Source organism: Longimicrobiaceae bacterium (assembly GCA_036375715.1).
GTDB lineage: Bacteria > Gemmatimonadota > Gemmatimonadetes > Longimicrobiales > Longimicrobiaceae > DASVBS01.
The window spans coordinates 16,660-37,257 of sequence record DASVBS010000039.1; the positions used below are offsets into that span (position 1 = coordinate 16,660).

A 20,598-nucleotide genomic window follows, 5' to 3' on the forward strand; every position below is an offset into this window, starting at 1 on the left:
ATCCGTCACGTTGTCACTCAGTTCCTCCGTGCCCTCCGCGAAATCGTCCGCGACCCTTCTGCGTTTCATAGCCCGGTGCGGCTGCGCCGCACCGGGGCTTATCCTCAAACCTGCGAGCCGGGGTACACGGCCAGCGGAGCAGCAAGGGCCGAGGCGGCGGGGCGCTCGGCGAGTGGACGCCGGCGCAACAACGGCTGCGTGAGCGGCGGCGGCAGGTACGCCGCGCCCTCGAGCGGTGCCACGTCGGCGCCGGGAGGGACGATCTCGTCGATCCGGTCGAGAATCTCGTCGTCCAGCACCACTTCGGCGCCGGCGAGGAGTCCATCGAGATGCTCCACCGTGCGCGGTCCGATGATGGCGGCGCTGACCGCCGGATGCGCGACCACGAATGCCAGCGCCAGGTGCATCAACGAGGTGCCTGCACTCTCCGCCAGCGGGATCAGCTGCTCCACCACGTCCAGGCTTCGCTCGTCGGAGAGGGCGTTGGGGAAAAACCTCGCGCGCAGCGTGTCTGGCCGCGGTTCGCCCTTTCGATATTTCCCGGTCAACATCCCCTTGGCCAACGGGCTCCACGTGATTACCCCCATGCCGTAGCGCTGGCAGACGGGGAGCACCTCCCGCTCGAGGCCGCGATTGAGGATGGAATACGGAGGCTGTTCGACTCGAAACCGGGCCAGTGCCCGGCGCTCGGCCACCCACTGGGCCTCGACCGTATCCGATGCGGGAAAGGTAGACGACCCGATCGCGCGGACTTTCCCCTCCCGTATGAAGTCGGTGAGGGCCGCAAGCGTCTCCTCGATGTCGGTATCCGGCGTGGGACGGTGGATCTGGTAGAGGTCGATGTAGTCCGTCTGAAGCCGCCGCAATGAGTCGTCCAGCGCACGCGCAAGCCAGCGCCGCGAGCTTCCTCGCTGATTGGGATCGTCCCCCATCGGCATAGCCGCCTTGGTGGCGAGCACGATGCTGTCCCGCCGCCCCTTCAGCGCCTTGCCGACGATCACCTCCGACTCACCACGAGAGTACGCGTCCGCGGTGTCGACGAAGTTGATCCCGAAATCTAGGGCCTTGTGGATGATGCGGATGCATTCGTCATGATCCGCGTTGGCCAGCCTCCCGAACATCATCGCTCCCAGGCCGTAAGCACTCACCTGGATACCTGTCCGACCGAGCGGGCGATAGCGCATGTTCTTTTCTCCCGGCGCCCTGGCCGCGTTTCGACCAGTCGTTTAGAATATAAAACGGAACCACCGTCCATTTATACGGAACAATGTTCCGCTTTGTCAAGGAGAACCTCCTGGTATGGGGAAACAGGAAGCAAACAGGGAATCGACGGACGTGGTCACGCGACCGCTGCGAGCGGATGCGCGGCGCAATGTGGACGCGATCCTGGAGGCGGCAAAGCGGTTGTTCGCAGAGATGGGCGTGGATGTCCCGATGCGGACCATCGCAGCGGAGGCGGGGGTCGGTGTGGGAACGCTCTACCGCCATTTTCCGCTGCGCTCCGACATGATCAAGGCGATCATCCAGCGGGAGGTGGACGCCTGCGTGGAGTACGCATCGGCCGCTGCGGAACAGCACCCCCCGGGCGAGGCGCTGGCTGCCTGGGCGCAGAAGCTCGTGGATCTCACCGCGACTAAGCGTGGGCTGGGCACCGCCCTACACTCGGGAGATGCGGCTTTGCGCTCCCTCCCCGAATACGTCCTGGATCGGCTCACTCCAGTGCTGCGGCAGCTACTCGACGCGGCTGCCGCGGCCGGCGCGATTCACAGGAGTGTGGATGCGGGCGAGCTCCTGATGGCCCTCCTCAGGCTGGCGTCGCCCGCAAGCGAGGGAGCGGTAGACGAGGCGCGCCGAATGGTAGGGCTGCTGGTGGATGGGCTGCGGGTTTGAGTGCCCGCGGCGGGCTTTGCGGGCCAGACAATTGGGGGTGACTTCAGAGTTTGCGCTCGCCTGAAGGTCCACTAAAATGTGCGGCCGGGCGCGCCGCGTGCCCGGCGCAGAACGCCTACCGCACCTTCCGCGGCCCGTCCTGGCCGCCGGCGTTTTCTCGAGCAGAGCCTCCATGCACGATACCTCGCACCTTCGCGACATTCTCGTCCTCCTGGCCTTCGCCATCGGCATCGTGATGATCTTCCGCCGGGTCCGAGCCGGATCGGTGCTCGGCTACCTCATCGCGGGGATGATCGTGGGCCCCTACGGGCTCTCCCTGGTCCACGAGGTCGAACGCATGGCCATCCTGGGCGAGTTCGGCGTCGTGTTCCTGCTCTTCGGCATCGGGCTCGAGCTCTCCTTCGAGCGGCTGATGGCGCTCCGGCGCCTGGTGTTCGGCCTCGGCGGCGCGCAGGTCCTCATCACCGCCGTGGTCGTGTGGGTGGTCGCCCGGACGCTCGGCATGGAAAACGGCGCCGCCGTGGTCCTGGGCGGCGGGCTCGCTCTCTCCTCCTCCGCCATCGTTCTTCAGATGATGGCCGAGCGCGGAGACCTGTCTGCGCCCCACGGACGGGCCGCCTTCGGCGTGCTCCTCTTTCAGGACCTGGCCGTCGTCCCCCTGCTCGCACTGGTCCCACTCCTGGGGCAGGAGGATGCCAACGTAGCGACGGCGCTCGGCGTCGCGTTGCTCAAGGGCGTCGCCTTCGTCGTCGGCCTCACCGTCCTCGGGCGCATCCTGCTCCGACCCATCTTTCACACCGTCGCGCGGGAGAGGAGCGGTGAGCTGTTCACGGGGATCACCCTGCTCCTGGTGCTCGGCATCGGCTGGATGACGCAGGAGGCGGGGCTGTCGATGGGAATGGGCGCCTTCCTGGCCGGACTCCTGATCGCGGAGACGGAGTACGTCCACCAGGTGGAAGCGGACATCGAGCCGTTCAAGGGCATCCTGCTCGCCCTGTTCTTCATGGTGGTGGGCATGTCGCTGGACATCCGACTCGCCCTGCAAAACGCCCCCACCGTCCTGGCGTTGGTCACTGCTCTGGTGCTGGTGAAGTTCGGCATCCTGGCCGCCCTCTGTCGCGCCTTCGGGTTCGCGTGGGGTGCTTCGCTCCGGGCCGGCCTTGTGCTCTCGCAGGGAGGCGAGTTCGCCTTCGTGCTCTTCACCCTGGCCGTTGCCGCCGGCGCGCTTCCCGACAGCACCGCGCAGCTCCTGACGCTCACCGTCGGCCTCAGCATGGCCGTGACCCCGGGGCTGATGTTCGTCGGCCGCACGCTCGAGCAGCGCCTCTCACCCATCGGCGTGCCGGGCGCCAACATGCTCGAGGAGGCGGCGGACTTGGAGGGTCACGTGCTCATCGCCGGTTACGGACGCGTCGGACGCACCGTCGCCCGGCTCCTGGACGCGGGACGGATCCCCTACGTGGCGGTGGACCGGAATGCGGAGACGGTGGCGGCGGAGCGCTCGCAGGGGCATGCCGTCTACTTCGGCGATGCCGGGCGAGACGAGGTGCTGGAGGCCGCCGGCGCGAAGAAGGCGCGCGTAGCGGTCATAACCGTCGACGACCCCAGGGGCGCTGAACGCGCGGTGCACGCGCTGCGTCACATCCGGGCCGACCTCCCCATCCTCGTCCGGGCGCAGAGCGTGGAGCAGTGCGAGGTCCTGATCAAGGCCGGGGCAACCCATGCGATCCCGGAGCTGATCGAGGGCAGCCTGCAGCTCGGCGAGGAACTGCTGGTGCTCCTCGGCGACGAGCGCAGCCAGGCCCGCGTGCTGCTCGACACCTTCCGCCAGAGGGCCTACGCGCGGTTGGGCGACATGCGTCCGCACGTGGCGCCGGCGGGGGAGGCGATTGGTGAGAAGATAGAAGCTAGAAGCTAGAAGTTGGTCAGAAATCGGTGGCGCGAGTTGTCCGGGCCGCCGGCCACGCCCTCGCCGATGGAGACCAGCACGCGCAAGCGGGCATTGACGCCGCTCCAGTCAGTCTGAGCGTCCACTGCCCCGTGTCGGACCCCAGTTGTGCCGGTAGGTAGGCCGGGAAACTACTTGTGGACTGCATCCTGCGGATCGGCCCCGCTGAGCGGGGGGCGGGGGGTGAAATCTGGCACCTGGCTTTGGCCGCCAGCCCGCGCTCGACTACATCCCGTTCCTCTCGCGCTGCGTCAATCTCCCCCCGCGCTGGCGATGTTCATCCGCTCGCGAGAGCTCGACGACGCGCGAATCAGCTCGATCGCTGTCCGCACCTGCATGTCGTGAGCGTCGGAGAACCGCCGCGCGAGGGCCGAGCCGCCACGAAGCTGGGCGGTCTGGTACCCGAGCTCGAAGCTGAGATATTCTCGCAGAACCGGCAGGTTCGGGGTCACCCGAAGCAGATCGCTTCTCCGCGCCTCCGCGATCAGGGCATCAATTGCATCGCGCGGCGGGGGAGCTCCGGCCGTCAGTGAGGAGTCGCGCGCAAGCCTGCGTGCATACGCAAAGATCAGATCGCGGAACGGCTTTCCCGATTCCTCGTTCTTGAGCTGCGCCGCGGCCCTCTTTCGCACCGCCACGACCGAGTCGGCGACCTCCACATCGGGCTGAATTCCTCCGGATCCATCCGCCTGCGCACCCGTGTCCAGCGAAAGCGAGGGGGCACGATCACCTGTCTCGATGACGGTACCTCCGAAAGCGCCATGAAACCGGTCCAGGCCACGACCCTCCGGCGTGTACCAGCGCGCGGTGGTCACTTTGAGCCGGTACCCACCAGGCAGGGAAAAGATGGACTGCACGCTCCCCTTGCCGAAGGTCGGTTCACCGACGACGACCGCGCGGTCGTGATCCTGCAGGGCTCCGGCCAGAACCTCTGCTGCACTGGCGGTGTGCCCGTCGACCAAAACCGCGATCGGTAGCGCGGCGTTGTCCTCCTCGTCCCTCGCGCGGTACTCAGAGTTGACGCCCCCTCCGACACCAGTGCTGATGGTCAGAACCTCTCCCGTCGGAAGGAACAGGTCGGCGACTGCCAGCGCTTCCTCGAGCAGGCCACCAGGGTTGCCCCGGAGATCGAGCACGAGACCCTCGAGGTCACCCTCGCTTTCAAGATGGCTGAGCGCGGCCTCGAACTCGAACGCGGCACGGTGGCCGAAGCTGCTGAGCTGAATGACGCCGATCCCCTCCTCCGTGCGATACGCGTGGATCACCGACGGCACGCTCACGCTCGCGCGAACGACCTCAAACGGCTGTGGCAGCGCCACTCCGTCGCGCCTGATCCGCAGCGTGACACTCTCACCAACGGGTCCACGCAGGGCGTCGACAACCTCATCGATCGACCAGCCGTCGGTACTCTGTCCATCGATCTCGACGATCTGATCACCGCGCTGAAGGCCGGCCCTCTCTGCAGGTGAGCCGGCCACAGGCTCCACCAAGGTCGGAAAGCCTTCGCGCAGATCGACCGAGCTTCCTATGCCGCCGAAGGCGCCTCCCGTGGAGGCGGCGAAGTCCTGGTACTCCTCCGGATCCATGAGCTGCGCGTACGGATCGCCAGAATTCTCGACGAGAGCCCTGGCCGCCCACAGGTAAAGGGAATCCCGCGGAATATCGTGTGCGGCGGAGAGCCGGGCGACGACTTCATCGAGTAACTTGCTGGCCTCCGACGTCGGTGCCTGCTCGGTTCGCTTCTCGAGCCGAGCGCTGACGAGCAGCGTGCCGAGCACGCCAGCTACCAGGGCCGCGCCGGCACTGAGGAGCGCAAAGCGGACTCTCGAACCTCTGGTCATCCTGCTCGATTCTGACGGCGCGGCTGAGCCGCGCCGATTGACTCGAAGAAGGGGTCAGCAGCGAAGCAGCACGGGGCTGCGCGCTCGTTGCAGCATTGTTCAGGCCCTGCGAGCATTATGCAATTTTTGCCGCATCAAGTTGCCCAATGATCCAAGTAGGCAGAAAATGGAAAGTGCCACACCGCGAAATGTGGCCTGGGTGAGGCCATGGCACCAACGCCGGTGAGGGTTAGCCGGAAAGCCATAGCGTCAGCCCGATCACCAGTGGACGCGCAGCATCCCCTCGCCGTCGACCTCGAACCGGGTGCCGAACCGGCGGCTGGCCATGGTCAGGGTCCGGGCCAGCCAGGCCGCGTCCTCCCTTCCCGCCCGTTCCAGGCGGAATCGGCGCAGCCGGGTGGGGACGATAGTGAGCTCCTCCAGGCCGTCGGCACCCATCGTCACCAGGTACATCCCTCCCAGGTCAGGGCGGAATTTCTCCTCGCCGCCGATCCCCTCGTAGTCGTTGATCAGGTCGCCGCACCCGTAGAGGATCAGCTTGCCCCGGTAGATCTCCACCCCGATCGGGTGGTGGGAGGAGTGCCCATGAACGATGTCCACTCCCACCGTATCGATCAGGGCCTGGGCGAACCGCCGATGGCTGCGGGGGATGTGGTAGCCCCAGTTGGGGCCCCAGTGGATCGAGACCACCGTGACGTCGCCGGGCCGCCTTAGCGTCTCGAGCACGGCGCCGACCTGCTCCACGAGAGAGTCGGTGAGGGACGGGAGCAGCCACACTCCGGCCTCGTCCTCGCCGGCCGCCCACATGGTCGGAATCCCGCTCGACGGCATGCCCACGCCCGCCGCCACGACCCTGCGACCGGTGCCCGTCTCGACCACCGCGGGCGCTCGCGCCTCCCGGATGTCATGGCCGGCGCCGGCGGTCGCGATCCCGGACGCGTGCAGGGTCTCCAGCGTCCGCTCCAGCCCCGGGAATGACCAGTCGAGCACGTGATTGTTGGCCAGCACGCAGCAATCGATGCGGGCCGCGGTGAGCACGTCGGCGTTCCCGGGGTGCATCCGGTAGTGGATCCCCTTGTCCGGCCAGGGATCGCCCCGGTCGGTAATCGCGGTCTCCAGGTTGACGATGCGGACGTCGACCGTCGGCCCGTCGAGGATCTCGAGGGCGTCGCCCCAGACGTATCCGGGCTGGACACCCCGGGGAATGGGGCCATGCGCCTGCTCCGCCAGCTCGACGTAGCGGATCGCCGACTTCACCCAGGCCTCGTAGAGACGCGGGTCGCCCGGGTGGGCCAGGATCTGGTCCACCCCGCGACCCGTCATCACATCCCCCGCGAGGAAGACCCGTACACGGTCGTCAGGCATCGCGGGCGACAGTGATCATTGGCCGGCGCGTGTGGTCCGACTGCGCCATCCTACTCCCCCAGTTCGCTGGCGAAGAGCGCGTCGAGCCGCTGATAGCTGAGCTCCATGCCGTCGGTCATGCCCGTGGAAACGGCCGCGTCGCGTGCTTCCTTCGAGCCGTAGGCCATCACCGTGACCAGCGTAGTGACGCCATCCTTCTCGCTGAAGGTGGAGCGGATCCTGGTCGGTTGATCCGCCGACATGTTGCCCTCGGGCAGCGCGAAGTCTCCGGGATCGTAGTACTGGTCGTACGAGAGCTTCTCCGGCTCGTGGACTTCGGCGAAGGTGCCGAAAAAGCCGAACTCCTGGCCATTCTCATCCGAGCGCCAACGCCAGCGAAACTTGCCGCCGGGCCGGACGTCCATCTCGCACACCGGCATCGACCAGCCGGGATAACCGAGCCACCGTCGCATCAGCTCGGGCACTGTGTGGGCCTGCCAGACCAGCGTGCGGGGGGCGTGGAAGCTGCGCGCGACGCGGACTTCCATGTCGCTCGGCAGCGTGACCACGGCGGTAAATTTCTCCTTGGTAGCCACGGTGCTCTCCTTTTTCTGGGGGTTCCGGCGATCGGGATTAGCGGCGCTTGCGCTTCGTTGGCGGCGTGTTCGCTTTCTGCCGCTCCGCCTGGTGAGGCGGCCTAGCTTTGTGAGCATTGTGAGGCCTGGCCTGCATCTCTTCGAGCAGCTTGTCGAGAGCCTCGTACCGGCTCTCCCAGATCTGCCTGTAGTTCTCGAGCCAGGCGGCGACCTCCCGCAGCGGGCGAGCCTCGAGCCTGCGCGGCCTGGTATTGCCGACCTTTCCGGCGGAGATCAGCCCGGCGGTCTCCAGTACCTTCAGGTGCTTCGAGATCGCCGGCTGGCTCATGTTGAAAGGCGCCGCCAGCTCCGCCACCGTGGCTTCACCTCGAGCGAGCCTGGCCAGGATGGCCCGCCGGGTCGGATGGGCCAGCGCCGCAAAAGTCAGATCGAGTTGTTCGGAGACGGGCATGGGGTCTTTCAGAGATGATGTAACCTGACGGTTATGATAACTATTGAGTTATGGATGTCAAGTGCTTTTGTCGAGAATGGAACTGACGGCGCGGTGCTGTGCCGGGGATGGCACAGGTCGCTGCGGAAGCCGACCAGCGGTAAGTTCGTGCAGGTCACGGCGGGGCAAAACCACACCTGCGCACTGCGGGACGACGGGGTCGTCGAGTGCTGGTATCTGAATCAATTCGGTCAGGCGCCGCCCACCCGCAGCGCGAGCAGGGGACGCTTCGTCGCGGTGGAAGCCGGCGCCTGGCATACCTGCGGCTTGCGGGACGACGGCGTAGCGGAATGCTGGGGCGGCAACGGCTGGGGACAGGCACCGGCCACACAGACCGCCTCGGTGGGCACCTACCGCCAGCTGAGCGGCGGCTACTACTTCAACTGTGCGGTCCGGAGCGACCACGCCCTGGAATGCTGGGGGAAGAACCGGGACCGCGAGGCCCGCTCCGAGCAGCGCATCGTGTTCACCACCCTGCCGCTGGATCCGAGCCTCGTGGGCAGCAGCTATCCCATCGCCGCCACCGGCGGCGGGTCCGGGAATCCCCTGAACTTCAGGAGCCTCACTCCGGAGGTGTGCACGGTCTCCGAGGGGATGGTCTCGGCGGATGCCCCGGGCACCTGCACCGTTGCGGCCAATCAGGCCGGGAACTGGAGGTACTTCCCTGCCCCGGAGGTGCGGGTCAGCTTCCAGGTCGAGGCGCCGTAGACGGCCAGCGCGGGAAAATGGACCGAAGCACGCGGCTACCCTACCCTGGGGCGATCGACACAGCACCAGCCGCTAGGTAGTCACACCCCGCCTCTGATGCGCTCATAACGAAAGCCCAGGCAATGCCTGGGCTTTCGCAGTAAGGGACTGCGAGGACTTGGAAAAGACTTGCTGGCACGTGGCAGGAAAAAAGGCAGGCGGCTCTGCGGATCGCGACGACGTCGTTCAGCGTCAGAATGTGACGCTATAATACTCCAATCCGTCATCAGATTGCGGGCGCCGTTCGGTGCGCGCGGCGCGGATCCAGGAATCCTCGGACGCCCTTCCCACCTTCCTTCCACCCGGTCCGGCTCATGCCTACGATCTTCGCGCGGTTCTGCAGGGCGGCACTGTGCATTCTGGCGGTTGCGGGAAGCAGTGCCTGCTCCGACAACTCCATCTCCGATCCCCAGTTGGACCCCGAGGCTTCGGGCGAGAATCGCACGGTCGCGAACGCACTCACCGTGAACATTACCGACGTACAAACCGCGTCCGGCTACAGATACGTGGTTGCGACGGGGCTTGCGGACAGTGCAAAGGCCTACATCGATCGCCCCTGGGTCTACGACAACGTTCCCCGCTTCCTCCAGGGCGCCACCTACGTCCGGACACGACAACAAGACCGCACCTTAGACGACCCCGCCCTGCTCTCCTTCCGCATTGATCGGGAAGCGGTGGTCTTCCTCACCGTGGACCCGGGATTCGATAGACCGTGGCTCGAGGAGATTGCCGGCTTCAAGCCGGTTCGGGATAACCTTTACATCCCCAAGCAGTACGGCAACAGCCCCGGGGAGCGATCCGGTCACCTGCTCTACGCGAAGGTCTACCCTGCGAAAGCGCGCATCGTGCTGGGACCGAACAGGACAGACGGCAGCGACGACATGTACACCGTCATCGTTCGACCCACCGCCGATGGGGTTCTCTCCGCCGGTGCGGGGGGACCGTACAGCGCGGCCGCCGGCACCATGGTCCAGCTCGTCGGGACCGCCGAGACCGCCTCGGAGTACGATCTCGCGTTGGATTACACCTGGGATTTCGGGGATGGGCACACCGGGGTTGGTCCGAGAGCTGGACATACCTACGAGTCTCCCGGCAGCTATACCGCTCGGTTCGAAGTCACCGATGCGATGGGCAATACCGTGACCGCCACGGCGCCGGTCAGCATCAGCAGCTCTGAGCCGTATGCCGTGTCGCAGGTGAGCACGGGCGACGGCTACGCCTGCGCGGTGCGCGCAAGCGGAGTCGTCAACTGCTGGGGGCGATCCGATTATGGGGAGGCTCCAGCCGAAAAACGGGCATCCGTTGGACGCTTCGTGCAGGTGGCCGCCCACAAGGACCACACCTGCGCCCTGCGCGACGACGGCGCAGTGGAATGCTGGGGCAACAATGTCGATGGACGGGCCCCGGCGCTCAGGACCGCCAGGACCGGAGTCTTCACACAAGTCGACGTCGGAGAGTTCCACAGCTGCGCACTACGGGATGACGGCGACAGGGAGTGCTGGGGTTCTTCCACCGAATGGTGGCTTTTTGCTGTAGGGCAGCACAGGGGCTATTACACCCAGCTCGCATTCGGCAACCGGCATGCGTGCGCGGTGAGAACCGATGGCGCGGTCGATTGCTGGGGATGGCACAGGTCGGTGCGGCAGCCGACCAGCGGCAAGTTCGTGCAGGTCGCGGCGGGGCAGAACCACACCTGCGCCCTGCGGGACGACGGGGTCGTCGAGTGCTGGTATCTGAATCAGTTCGGTCAGGCGCCGCCCACCCGCAGCGCGACCACGGGACGCTTCGTCGCGGTGGAAGCCGGCGCCACGCATACCTGCGGCTTGCGGGACGACGGCGTAGTGGAATGCTGGGGCGGCAACGGCTGGGGTCAGGCACCGGCCACACAGACCGCCTCGGTGGGCACCTATCGCCAGCTGAGCGGCGGAAGCTACTTCAACTGCGCGGTCCGGAGCGACCACGCCTTCGAATGCTGGGGGAGGAACAAGGACGGTGAGGGGCGCTCGGAGCAGCGCATCGTGTTCACGTCTCTGCCGCCCATGGCCTACGTGGGCGGCAGCTATCCCATCGCCGCCGAGGGCGGTGCATCCGGCAACCCCGTGGAGCTCACCAGCCTCACTCCCGAGGTATGCACGGTCTCCGAGGGGATGGTCTCGGCGGATGCCCCGGGCACCTGCACCGTTGCGGCCAATCAGGCCGGGAACTGGAGGTACTTCCCTGCCCCGGAGGTGCGGATGAGCTTCCAGGTCGAAGCGCCGCAGACGGCCGGCGCAGGAAATGGAACCTGAGCAAGCCGGGTACCGTTTCTCGAGGCGACCGAGTCAGCACGCCGCCTCCCCACCACCCACTTACACCTCCGCCAAAAAAAGCGAAAGCCCAGGCAATGCCTGGGCTTTATCATTGATGGGCCCCGGGTGGACCCGAAGCACCGACCTCGCGCCTCCAGCAAGCGAAATCGGTGATCCGGTTCCAGGGAACTCAAAGGAATGGCGGTCCTGCTGGCTTCCTCCTTGGAAGGTTGGCGCTGCTGGGGCACGTCTTCGGGTTTCCTGGGCTCATTTCATGTGCACCCCCGCACCCCACACCCGTCGGCCAGTGGTGCGGAGGGAGGACCGGGGGAGAAACGACTTCATCAGGCACACCGTCCAGGATGCGACTCCTCAATCCCCCGCTGCCGCGTCGAGAAAGTCATTCACCTCGAGCCAATGCATGAACGCGTCGAACCAGCGATTGCTGGTGCGATCCGGATTCCCGAGGCCGAATCCGTGGCCGCCATTCTGATAGAGGTGGAACTCCACGGGACGGCCCGCCTTGTACCACGACTCGACCACGCCGAACTGGCCCCGGAAGAGGAAGTCGTCGGAGGCGATCACGTTGAACATCGGCGGAGCATCCGCCGGCACCTCGACGGGCCCCATTCCGCCGTAGATGGGTCCGATGAAGGCGAGCTTCATTTTCTTCGAGTTCAGCGTAGCGTGCATGGTCAGGCCGGCGCCGGCGGAGAAGCCGATCATCCCGATCCGGTCGGTATCGACGCCCCACTCTTCCGCCCGGTCGACGATCATCGCGTAGGCGGCCTCGGCATCCTCCAACTGGTTTGAAAGATCCCGGCGCGGCGGAGGCGTCGGAGCTCCCCCCTGCGGAGCGGCGGAGGGGTTCCCCCCCGGGCCCGGATTCGGATTCATCGTTGCTCTGAAGTCATCGAGCGACTCGGGCGTGGGGTTCAGGCGGTATTTGAGCACGAAAGCGGCGATACCGCGCGCCCTGAGCGCCTCCGCCACCTCCCATCCCTCGTTCCCCATCGACAGCCACCTGAATCCGCCACCCGGCGCCACGATCACGGCAGCGCCATTCGCCCGGCCCGGCTCGGGTAGGAAGGGGGTCAGGGTTGCGGCGGACACGTTCCGCACCATCGGATCACCCCACTGCCGGAACCAGCTTTCCGGGGCGGTCTGCCCCTCGACGCCACCTGTGTTGAGCGGAATGGCGTTCGGTTCCGGCGGGGCATCGAGCGGGTAGATCGTGCCGTCCTGCGCGAGTGCCGAAGTCGCGAGCGCGACGGTGAACGCGGCGCAGACGAGGCTGGAGGCTAGGGCCACGGTTCTGTTCGGATTCATTGGCGTCCGTGGAGGTGGGATGGTGGCAGACACGAAGGCCGGCACGCCGGAGCAGCGATGGCGGCGCAGGTCAGCAACATAGCTGGCAGCGCCGCACTGGCCAACAAATCCGTGCCGCTGGCGATCCGGATGGCACCCCGACTCTGGTGCTGTCAGCCGGCCTGTGGCCGAAGGACCCGAACGGTCGGAGCGCGGTGGAGGAAGGCCTGAGTGGGCGGGGAAGGTCGCCCAGGTGCGACGCACCCGCGGCGGACGGCCCCGCGCGACTCGCGCGCGATCCTCAGCCCTGCGCGGTCTGGGAACCGCCCCTGTTCTGCGGCGCCGGCGTCGCGAGGATGGGCAACGACCTCGCGCTGGACCGCGGCCTCGGCTCACAGCCTTCGAGGAAGCACTGCTCGATGCGCGTGCACTGACACCTCAGGCCTGCCAGCAGCAGGTGCTTCATCGCCATGGCGCGGTTGATCAAAGCATTGATTGCGGGCAGCTTCTCTTCCGCGAGCGCGCGCCACCGTTCCGGTGGAGGCGTGTTCGGCTCGAACTCGTAGAGCAGCGTCCGGATCTCTTCGAGCGTGAAGCCGAGATCGCGCGCCGCGCGGATCACCTGGAGCCGCTCGACTGTGTCCGCCGTGTAGCGGCGCCAGCCGCTCGCCCGCTCCGGCTCCGGCAGCAGACCCACGCTCTCGTAGTATCGGATCGCCGACTGCCGGAGCCCCGCCCGCCTGGCCACCTCGCCGATGCTGAGCGTGTCCATAAAAACCCTCTTGACTTCAAGTCCACTTGAAGTGTCAGCGTAGGGGTACGGCGCCGATCAGGGCCCGTGCCGTCAACCCTACAACGAGTCGGGCCGTCGTGCCAGCGGCGGAGGCCGCGGCCGCCGGCTCATCGGAGGACGACGGCCGCGAGGGCGCGACACGGCAGGCGAGCCGCCCGGGCCCGGGAGGCGCCGGAACGCTCCTTCCACCCCAAACAGGAGGTGTTCCGTGAGCACGATCAACGGAAAGCGGGTCATCGTGGGAGGCGTGGTGGCGGGGCTGGTCGCGTTGGTGGCCGAGGTCCTGGTCGAGGCGCTGAGCGGCGCCGCGATGGAGGCGTGGCTGTCCGGCCTGGGCCTCGAACCGCCGGGCGAGGCCGTCATGCTGGGGTACCTGGTGACGGCCATCGTTCTCGGCGTCGTGATGGTCTGGCTGTACGCCGTGGCCCGCCCGCGCCTCGGACCCGGGCCGGGCACCGCGCTGCGGATCGGGCTCGCCGTCTGGGCGCTCGCCTGCGCCATCCCGAACGTCCACCTGTTCGGGCTGGGCGTGATGCCCGCCAACCTCTTCTGGATCACCACGCTCGGGACGGTGGTGCAGATGCCGCTAGCCGCACTGGCGGGCGCGTGGGTGTACCGCGAGGAGGCCGCGGCGCCGGCGCGTGGTGGCGCGTCCTCCCACGCGGCGCACGTCTGAGGGCCCGGCGCCGAGACCGCCAGCCGCCGGCCGAGCCGCATACGAGCGACGGTCCGCCGGCTGACGCCGCGCCGCCGCCACGCTCGGAAGGGGACAGCCGCTCGATCGCGCCGTCTCCAGTCCCAGCAGGTTGTTTTACCCCGAAATGTTACCCCCGGCACTCTGATCGGCAGAAACGAAGAAGGCGCCATGCCGCGAATGCGGCATGGCGCCTCGATTTCTTATTGATGGGCCTGGGTGGACTCGAACCACCGACCTCACGCTTATCAGGATAGCGAAACCAGCGCGCTCGCGCGCAAGACCGCTGAAAACCTAGATTCCTTCTCGACGCCAGACCGCTTCCGCCAGCAGTTTCAGGGTGCGTTTGGCACCACGAATGACACCACGAAGATGGGCGACTCGCTCGAGTTCGACAACCTTTCCGCCTACCTGGCCGCCGAGGACGAAGAGGCGCGCACCCGGCTCGCCCAGGAGCATGGCCGAAGCCTGGGCGACTGGTACGACCCCTCCGAATTCTGCTGGCAGGTTGAACCGCCGTTCGAGCGCTGCAGCGCGTGCTGGTCCTGGCGGCGCTTCCCGATCGCACAGCGCCACTTGGGCTTCGGTTGGAAGCGGTTGTGCGAGCTCCGGTGTGAGTGCGGGTGCCACGCGCGGGAGCACGAAGTGCGACGCTCTACCTAGCGCCGATTTGCAGGTTGGGCTTCCGTACGTCGATACTTCCTCCTTGCGGAACTAACTCGCGCTATGCACCGTAAGATGACCTCCAGACGGCCAGCCATCGTATTGAGACTCCGAGGCTGATGGGTCGCCGGAGCAGAGGTAAGCGCGCCGGCCGGGCGCGGCCAAAACAGGTGCAACACCCGGTATCGCACTCTCCCCAAAGTCCGACCGCGTCCTGGGCCGACGTCGAGGTTCTCCACAGACATGAGAAATGGGGATGGGCCCAGCTCAGAGCCGCAGCCGTCGGAACGACTCAGCTGTTTCTTGCCATTCTGATCCTCATCGTGCCGGGGACCTTGTGGGAGCTGATACTGACCGTCCTCCCTCCGGTCGGCATGATCGACCGAATTCTCGTGCACGCCTTGTTGTTCGTGGGTTCGCTGGTGTTTTTCCTGCAGTTCGCCTACACGATCTGCGTGGGAGCCGCACTCAGCTTGAAGAAATCTAGGCGGGCCCTTAAAGAAGGAGGTGACTAGTGTCTGCTGCCGTCCATCTGACGCCGATTGAGCGGCTCGCGTTTGACCTGCCGAGACACGCGCTCAGCTCCTTCAACGCTAGCCTCAAGTCGTACGTCCTGACCATCGTGATCCTGGGTGCGGAGTTGATGCTGATCCGATCCGACTATCTTCTTCTCGTCCCTCTCGGCATCGTCATCTTCGCCATCCATGGCTCCGTCGCACTGTCCCTGGTCCGGCATGTGGTGGCGCTGCTCAGAGACATCCGGCGAGGCATCGATGGGGAGGACCCGCTGTACCTCACGAGAGAGCGAGTCGCTGACGCTATGTCTCGTAGGGAAGAGAACCGCAAACTGCGCTGGGCGACCCGTCTCATCCTCTTCCTTGGATATGCAACGCCGATCTATCCGCTCTCGAAGTACGTGTTTCTACAGGCTTACGACGTGCACAGTGAGTACTTTGAGGCCGCAGACGAGAGCAAAGCGAGGCAACGGTGGCAGGGGGAACTCGGCTTGGGCGCGGAGGTAGAGGTGCACTCTGCTCCGCCCGCCAACCAGGCTTGGACCAACGTCGCTCGGGCGAGCGCGGCGTACGCAGTCAGTTCCTTCAACGATCCAGGCCGCGCTCGGGCGCACGCCTGAAAAGCGCCAGCGGCAACTTAACGAAGACCCTCAACGAAGCTCCTCTCGGCGCTGCGAGGGGTCAGGACAAAAGGAGCCCCGGCCATTTTGAGCCGGGGCTCCTTTTACTGCCGGGCGCCCACAAAGGTCGCTGCAGTCACCACCAGGACGCAGCACGCCTACTGAGCGCGGCGTATGCTACCCTCCACCGCCTCATAAAAATCGGGGTTCCGCTCAGCGACAGCCTCCACCAGCTTATCGAAAACCCTCTCCAGCGACACAGGCGTCAAATGGTCGCCCACCTCGTATGCTGTCACACTTGAGCCAAACGGACTGGCGTCGAGAAGCAGGATGTACAACACCTCGAACTGCTCATCTCGGCCTGCTGGATCGCCGCGCCCTGTAAAAATGCGCAGGCGGTTGTGGGCATTCAGAAAAGTCGAACGTCGCTTCAGCGTGTCGTCGGTTTGAGCGCCCTTGTCCAAGAAGATCAGGCCGGCAATGACGGCGTAGGGGAACCGCCGGTGCAGCGTCACCGCTTCCATCAGCATGTCGCCCCGGCGATTGATCAGGTTCTTCTGGAAGTTGTTGCTCCTGCCGTCCCTGAAGTTGATGGACTTGATGGATACGGCGAGCAGCAGGCCGGATTCTTCGGTCGCCCAGGTCACATCAACCTTTTTCGCACCGATCCCGCCGCTCATTCGACGCTCCGCCCCCGAACCCCCCAAAACGCCAGGGGGCGCGGGCCTCGCTCCTCTCATCCCGCGGTGGCGCAGCTCCTCCGCGACGGCGAGCGCAACGACCTCCGAAACCTTCTGCGAGTATTGCTGCTTGAGATGGCGAGGGGCGTTGTCGTCGGGCTTGGGTGGAAGGCCGTTGAGTGCGTTGATCAGGAGGTCGTCAATTCTTGCCACCGCTTCCTCCGCCCCTGGTTGCTCGCCGCGCAAACAAGAACTCGCGGGCCCCGCGGATCACCTGTATGTCACGATGGGTGAGGCCCATGCCCTTGGTCAAGATCACTCGGTCCACCAGCTTTACGGCCGCGGCCAGGTTATTCTGGCGGAGCGCTTTGGCCAACTGCGGCCGCAAGGCTCGGAGCTCCGTAGCACACGCGTTCACGAGCTCCGGACTGGGCACAGGGAGCTTGTCGGCCTCGCGCGGCTCCAGCTTCAGCATGCCACCGCCGTACGCACGACCGACCATTTCCGCCCCTAGCATGGTGAAACTGTTAATCGCGGCCATCGGCAGCAGGTCCTGCCCCAGTTGTCGCACCTCGCGCCGCAGGAAGACGCCGTATAGCGAATTCAGGTGGCGCAGCCTGGCCTGATTGGTAACCAGGCGGGGCCGCTCATAGTCCATGTAGGTCAGCAGGAGGTCCGGCACCTGGACGAGAGGCACGCGGTACCAGGGTGTTCGCACCCTGCACTTGTAAGCCAGGTGAACCCCAGCCGCTTCACCTTCTGCCACGTAATTGGCGGCCGCCTTCGACAGAGGATTCTTCCGGGGATAGAACAGGTACCCCGCGGCGCCGGCTCTGACCAGTTCCTGCCACGCCCTTTCTGTGAAGGTCAACCCCCGAAGGTGGCGTGAGCCCGGTGGTGAGATCCGCACCAGGTCACGCTCCGGCAGGCCGCTGGCGGCGACCTGCTCGCCCGTGCGGCTGAAATAGCGGTTGTTGCCGGTCACAGCCCCCAGCGATGTTTCGCCCCAGGCAAGCAGGGGTGAAATCTCTTCGCGGTTTGTCAGCTCGCGATAGAGATCGACTGCTGTGTCATCGAGGAGCGCTGGGGTCCACTTTCCTTCGGCGTCCGGCTGGTACTGTTCCCAGCCTTCGACGTCTAGAGATGCAAGCGCAGCTGCATCTCGCACCTGCAGTACTTCGAAATGCGGCGCCGGCCCCATCCCCTCGGCGAGGAGTAGCACCACATCCTCCAGCACTCCCGGAAACACGAGCTCCTCGAACAAGATCAGCCGGATCCGACCGAAACGGTTCAGCAGGAAGCGCCGTACCTCGGCAGCGTAGTTGACTGTCAGGAGTTCGGCGGGGAGCACCAGCGCCATGCGGCCGTCAGTCTTCAGGAAGTCGCTCGCATGAATGACGAACGGCGCCCAGGAGCTGGCAAGCCGGGTTAGCCGCACCCCGTGACGCAGTGCTCGCTCGCTGGCCCGGACCCGAGCCTCGCCAGTGAACGATTGGTAACGGACGTAGGGGGGATTGCCCACGACCGCATCATACGATCCGGGAGCTTCAAACTCGAAGAAGTCCCCTGCGATAACGGAGCCCTGCAGCCCGGCGCCGGCCAGGAGCTCGCGTGCGCGAGCAGCAGATGGTTCGTGCAGTTCGATGCCCCGCAGCTGATCGCCATGCACCGGCCGGCCGCCAGCCAGCTCCTGCAACCGCTCACCTGCTGGGATCAGGAAACTCGCTTCGCCACACGAGGGCTCTAGGACCTTGTCAGATGGCGTGCGCACCGCCCATGCAACTAGGTGCCGGCTCAGCTCCGGCGGGGTAAAAAACGCACCGCGTTGCTTCCGTTGCCGCTGCGAGTCCGACACTGGGATTTGCTCACCTGGAGTGAGTGGACCGCGGCGCACAGAGACGTTAATGGCCCATGCCGCGGCTTAAGACGAGACCGTCGTCGCCAAGCAAACCTAAGCGCCTCGACCCAACCTGCAATAGACCTTGCGCTCCTAGCGTCCGGGGGGGCACGGGCGTACTATCTTTCTCCTTCACCCATGCCCACGGACGATCCAGGATGCAGACCCGCCACGGCGCCGCGATGAGCTTCCCGCTATCCTCTCGAGAGGCTGAGCTGACCGCCGAACTCGTACGGGAGCGCCTCCGGCATCACCTCCTGCTAGAGCAGCTCTCGGCCGTAGGAACGCCGGCCATGCTGGGGTACTCTCCGGACGCCGTCTGGATCACCGCCGGCGGGCAGGAGCTCGCACGGATCCCCTGGCTGGGCTGGTACGACACTCGTGAGGAAACGAGGGAGGATCGGGCGATTCTGGTAGTGAGCCGGCTTCTGACGACCTGGAGGGAAAACGGGGCGGCTCTGTGAGCCGGTGCGTACACCCCAAAACGTAAGCCTTGTCGGGCCGGCTGATCTTCGGTATATCTTCGGTGGGGTCGGAACTCGGCCATTCGACACGAGGGAACACCATGCACCCACGTGATCTAGTCCGCGGCCATCGCGAACACGAGTTGGCCGCTATCGTTGCGCTCCTACGGAAGCAGGTCGTTACCCCTTATCGGCTATCCGCGATGCTTGAGTATCGCGGATCCGCTGTGGCGCTCGCCCAGCTCTCGGAGGAAGACCGGCTGTTCAAGCCCTCCGCGCCGACACACGATCTGATCGGCGCGGTGACGCCAGAGGATCTAACGGCTTCGATTCGCGACGTTCGTCGCTGGCTGCAAGCGGGCCGTGATGTGCGCTCGGTACTCGACGATCACTACCCTCGCTCGCTGCGCGAGATTTTCAACCGGCCGCCTCTCCTCTTCATCGAGGGGCAGTTTGACGAGGCCCGCGACTCCCATTCTGTGGCCATTGTGGGGGCGAGGCGCGCCAGCTCGGAGGGAAGGCGCCGGGCCGCACGGATGAGCCGTGCAGCGGTGGAGGCCGGCCTATGCGTCATGTCGGGGCTCGCGGCCGGGATCGATACGGCCGCGCACTGGGCGGCCCTTGAGGCAGACGGTCGCACGGTCGCGGTAATGGGAACCGGGATCGATCGAATCTACCCCGCGGAGAATCGCCCGCTCGCCGACGCTATTATGTCCGCTGGAGGGTGTTTGATCTCCCAGTTCTTCCCGTCGCAGCAACCCACGCGGTGGACGTTCCCGAATCGGAACATCACCATGTCGGGGCTGGCGCTGGCGACGATCGTCATTGAGGCGAGCGAGACGTCAGGTGCGCGGATGCAGGCTCGGGTGGCACTGCAGCACGGCAGAACGGTGTTCCTGCTGGAGTCGCTCGTGAACGAGCACGCCTGGGCGCGCAAGTACGTGACCGAGGGTGCCTACGGCACGCACGCCATCATGATCTCTTCTCCGGAGGAGGTGATTGAGCGCCTCGCGGCTGCCCCCGCTATGAGCCTCGTGGCGTAGCTGCATGGCGGACGCCCGACAAGAATACGAGAACATTCGCGTCCTGCTCCGTAGCATCCCCCGGTTCGAGGCTTATCAGGTCTGTGATGAATGCCTCGGACCGGTCAACGGACACTCTAGCTGCCTCTCTTGCCATTTGATTTTCCGGGCTGCCCCGTGGCAGCTCAGCGGCGCCGTGGTTCCGCTCTCCGTAGCGCAGAACCCGAGCCCCTGGTATACGCGTCTCGTAGGGTACAAAGGAGCACGACCCGAGTTCGGGCTGCCGATGGCGGCCCTGCTCATGCTGTCGGTGTTGCATCATCGATCCCGAATTGAGGAGCTTCTCGGCGGGGCGCCGGATGCCTTCACGGTCGTCCCCTCCACCCGCGGTGTCCCCTTCAACAAGCAGCCGCTCCGCAACGTCCTCAACCTGATCGTTCCTTGGCGCAGACAGCTGGTGCAGCTGCTTGAGCACGATCCGAACGTGAAGGTCCCTCGCCGGAGTTACCGGCCAGAGGCCTTTCGGCCCGTTGGGTCAGTTGAAGGTGCGCGAGTGGTGCTAGTCGAAGACCTGTGGGTATCCGGCGCGAAGGCGGTCAGTGCGGCGGGAAGCTTGATCCAGGCAGGCGCTCACCGAGTTGTCATCGTGCCGATCGCCCGGATGATCGATCCGCCAGGATCTGCGTTCTTCGCGGCGGACCATCCTTACTTCGAGTGGATGATGGAAGAGCACGATTACAAACGGTGGCCACGGGAGGGGGTGCCCCGCTACGACTTCTGATGCGATGCCCAGCTCTG

The 20,598-nt window shown here is 65.8% G+C and carries 19 protein-coding genes; 10 read left to right on the forward strand and 9 right to left on the reverse strand.

The window, feature by feature from the left end; translation table 11 throughout:
- Positions 1 to 104: 104 nt before the first annotated feature.
- Positions 105 to 1,184, reverse strand: coding sequence for an aldo/keto reductase (locus tag VF167_08070; GenBank protein HEX6925371.1), 1,080 nt, complete (start codon positions 1,182 to 1,184; stop codon positions 105 to 107).
- A gap of 115 nt (positions 1,185 to 1,299) precedes the next feature.
- On the opposite strand from VF167_08070, the gene VF167_08075 reads away from it, so the two are divergent.
- Together VF167_08075 and VF167_08080 are read left to right on the forward strand one after the other, a co-directional pair.
- Entirely contained in the window at positions 1,300 to 1,890 is a 591-nt protein-coding gene (locus tag VF167_08075) for a helix-turn-helix domain-containing protein (protein HEX6925372.1), read from the forward strand.
- Between the two features lie 172 nt (positions 1,891 to 2,062).
- Positions 2,063 to 3,808, forward strand: coding sequence for a monovalent cation:proton antiporter-2 (CPA2) family protein (locus VF167_08080; protein ID HEX6925373.1), 1,746 nt, complete (start codon positions 2,063 to 2,065; stop codon positions 3,806 to 3,808).
- A 281-nt stretch (positions 3,809 to 4,089) separates the two neighbouring features.
- Here the strand turns inward: VF167_08080 and VF167_08085 are convergent, their stop codons facing one another.
- The 4 genes from VF167_08085 to VF167_08100 form a co-directional block, all read right to left on the reverse strand.
- Entirely contained in the window at positions 4,090 to 5,679 is a 1,590-nt protein-coding gene (locus tag VF167_08085; GenBank protein HEX6925374.1) for a S41 family peptidase, read from the reverse strand.
- 258 nt (positions 5,680 to 5,937) lie between these two features.
- On the reverse strand, positions 5,938 to 7,044 hold the full coding sequence (locus tag VF167_08090; GenBank protein HEX6925375.1) for a CapA family protein: 1,107 nt from the start codon (positions 7,042 to 7,044) through the stop codon (positions 5,938 to 5,940).
- Positions 7,045 to 7,094: 50 nt separating this feature from the next.
- A complete protein-coding gene (locus VF167_08095; GenBank protein ID HEX6925376.1) occupies positions 7,095 to 7,619 on the reverse strand; it encodes an SRPBCC family protein in 525 nt (174 codons plus the stop codon).
- 37 nt (positions 7,620 to 7,656) lie between these two features.
- Complete coding sequence (locus VF167_08100) at positions 7,657 to 8,070, reverse strand: metalloregulator ArsR/SmtB family transcription factor (protein HEX6925377.1); 414 nt, start codon at positions 8,068 to 8,070, stop codon at positions 7,657 to 7,659.
- Positions 8,071 to 8,124: 54 nt separating this feature from the next.
- Here VF167_08100 and VF167_08105 point away from each other — a divergent pair, with 54 nt between their 5' ends.
- Together VF167_08105 and VF167_08110 are read left to right on the forward strand one after the other, a co-directional pair.
- Positions 8,125 to 8,817 (forward strand): hypothetical protein, encoded by a 693-nt coding sequence (locus tag VF167_08105; GenBank protein HEX6925378.1) that lies wholly within the window; start codon positions 8,125 to 8,127, stop codon positions 8,815 to 8,817.
- Between the two features lie 353 nt (positions 8,818 to 9,170).
- Positions 9,171 to 11,144 carry a PKD domain-containing protein gene (locus VF167_08110; GenBank protein HEX6925379.1) on the forward strand — a complete coding sequence of 658 codons (1,974 nt, stop codon included), beginning with the start codon at positions 9,171 to 9,173 and terminating at the stop codon, positions 11,142 to 11,144.
- 372 nt (positions 11,145 to 11,516) lie between these two features.
- Here VF167_08110 and VF167_08115 read toward each other — a convergent pair whose 3' ends face one another.
- Together VF167_08115 and VF167_08120 are read right to left on the reverse strand one after the other, a co-directional pair.
- The gene (locus VF167_08115) at positions 11,517 to 12,473 is read right to left on the reverse strand and encodes an alpha/beta hydrolase (GenBank protein HEX6925380.1); all 957 of its coding nucleotides are present in this window, start codon (positions 12,471 to 12,473) and stop codon (positions 11,517 to 11,519) included.
- A gap of 280 nt (positions 12,474 to 12,753) precedes the next feature.
- The gene (locus tag VF167_08120) at positions 12,754 to 13,224 is read right to left on the reverse strand and encodes a MerR family transcriptional regulator (GenBank protein HEX6925381.1); all 471 of its coding nucleotides are present in this window, start codon (positions 13,222 to 13,224) and stop codon (positions 12,754 to 12,756) included.
- 229 nt (positions 13,225 to 13,453) lie between these two features.
- Here VF167_08120 and VF167_08125 point away from each other — a divergent pair, with 229 nt between their 5' ends.
- From VF167_08125 to VF167_08135, 3 genes are all read left to right on the forward strand, one after another.
- A complete protein-coding gene (locus VF167_08125) occupies positions 13,454 to 13,921 on the forward strand; it encodes a hypothetical protein (GenBank protein HEX6925382.1) in 468 nt (155 codons plus the stop codon).
- 237 nt (positions 13,922 to 14,158) lie between these two features.
- Positions 14,159 to 14,602 carry a hypothetical protein gene (locus tag VF167_08130; GenBank protein ID HEX6925383.1) on the forward strand — a complete coding sequence of 148 codons (444 nt, stop codon included), beginning with the start codon at positions 14,159 to 14,161 and terminating at the stop codon, positions 14,600 to 14,602.
- Positions 14,603 to 15,116: 514 nt separating this feature from the next.
- Complete coding sequence (locus tag VF167_08135) at positions 15,117 to 15,737, forward strand: hypothetical protein (protein ID HEX6925384.1); 621 nt, start codon at positions 15,117 to 15,119, stop codon at positions 15,735 to 15,737.
- A gap of 158 nt (positions 15,738 to 15,895) precedes the next feature.
- Here the strand turns inward: VF167_08135 and VF167_08140 are convergent, their stop codons facing one another.
- Both VF167_08140 and VF167_08145 read right to left on the reverse strand, forming a co-directional pair.
- Positions 15,896 to 16,630 (reverse strand): hypothetical protein, encoded by a 735-nt coding sequence (locus VF167_08140; GenBank protein ID HEX6925385.1) that lies wholly within the window; start codon positions 16,628 to 16,630, stop codon positions 15,896 to 15,898.
- Positions 16,617 to 18,311 carry an N-6 DNA methylase gene (locus VF167_08145; GenBank protein HEX6925386.1) on the reverse strand — a complete coding sequence of 565 codons (1,695 nt, stop codon included), beginning with the start codon at positions 18,309 to 18,311 and terminating at the stop codon, positions 16,617 to 16,619. Before VF167_08145 ends, VF167_08140 begins: the two co-directional genes overlap by 14 nt.
- Before the next feature lie 161 nt (positions 18,312 to 18,472).
- Between VF167_08145 and VF167_08150 the strand changes: the two genes are divergently transcribed.
- The 3 genes from VF167_08150 to VF167_08160 all read left to right on the forward strand — a co-directional run bounded on the left by VF167_08150 (position 18,473) and on the right by VF167_08160 (position 20,581).
- Positions 18,473 to 18,778 (forward strand): hypothetical protein, encoded by a 306-nt coding sequence (locus tag VF167_08150; protein HEX6925387.1) that lies wholly within the window; start codon positions 18,473 to 18,475, stop codon positions 18,776 to 18,778.
- A 203-nt stretch (positions 18,779 to 18,981) separates the two neighbouring features.
- Positions 18,982 to 19,821: a DNA-processing protein DprA gene (locus tag VF167_08155; GenBank protein HEX6925388.1), complete on the forward strand. Its 840-nt coding sequence runs from the start codon at positions 18,982 to 18,984 to the stop codon at positions 19,819 to 19,821.
- 265 nt (positions 19,822 to 20,086) lie between these two features.
- Positions 20,087 to 20,581, forward strand: coding sequence for a hypothetical protein (locus VF167_08160; GenBank protein HEX6925389.1), 495 nt, complete (start codon positions 20,087 to 20,089; stop codon positions 20,579 to 20,581).
- Positions 20,582 to 20,598: the final 17 nt, after the last annotated feature.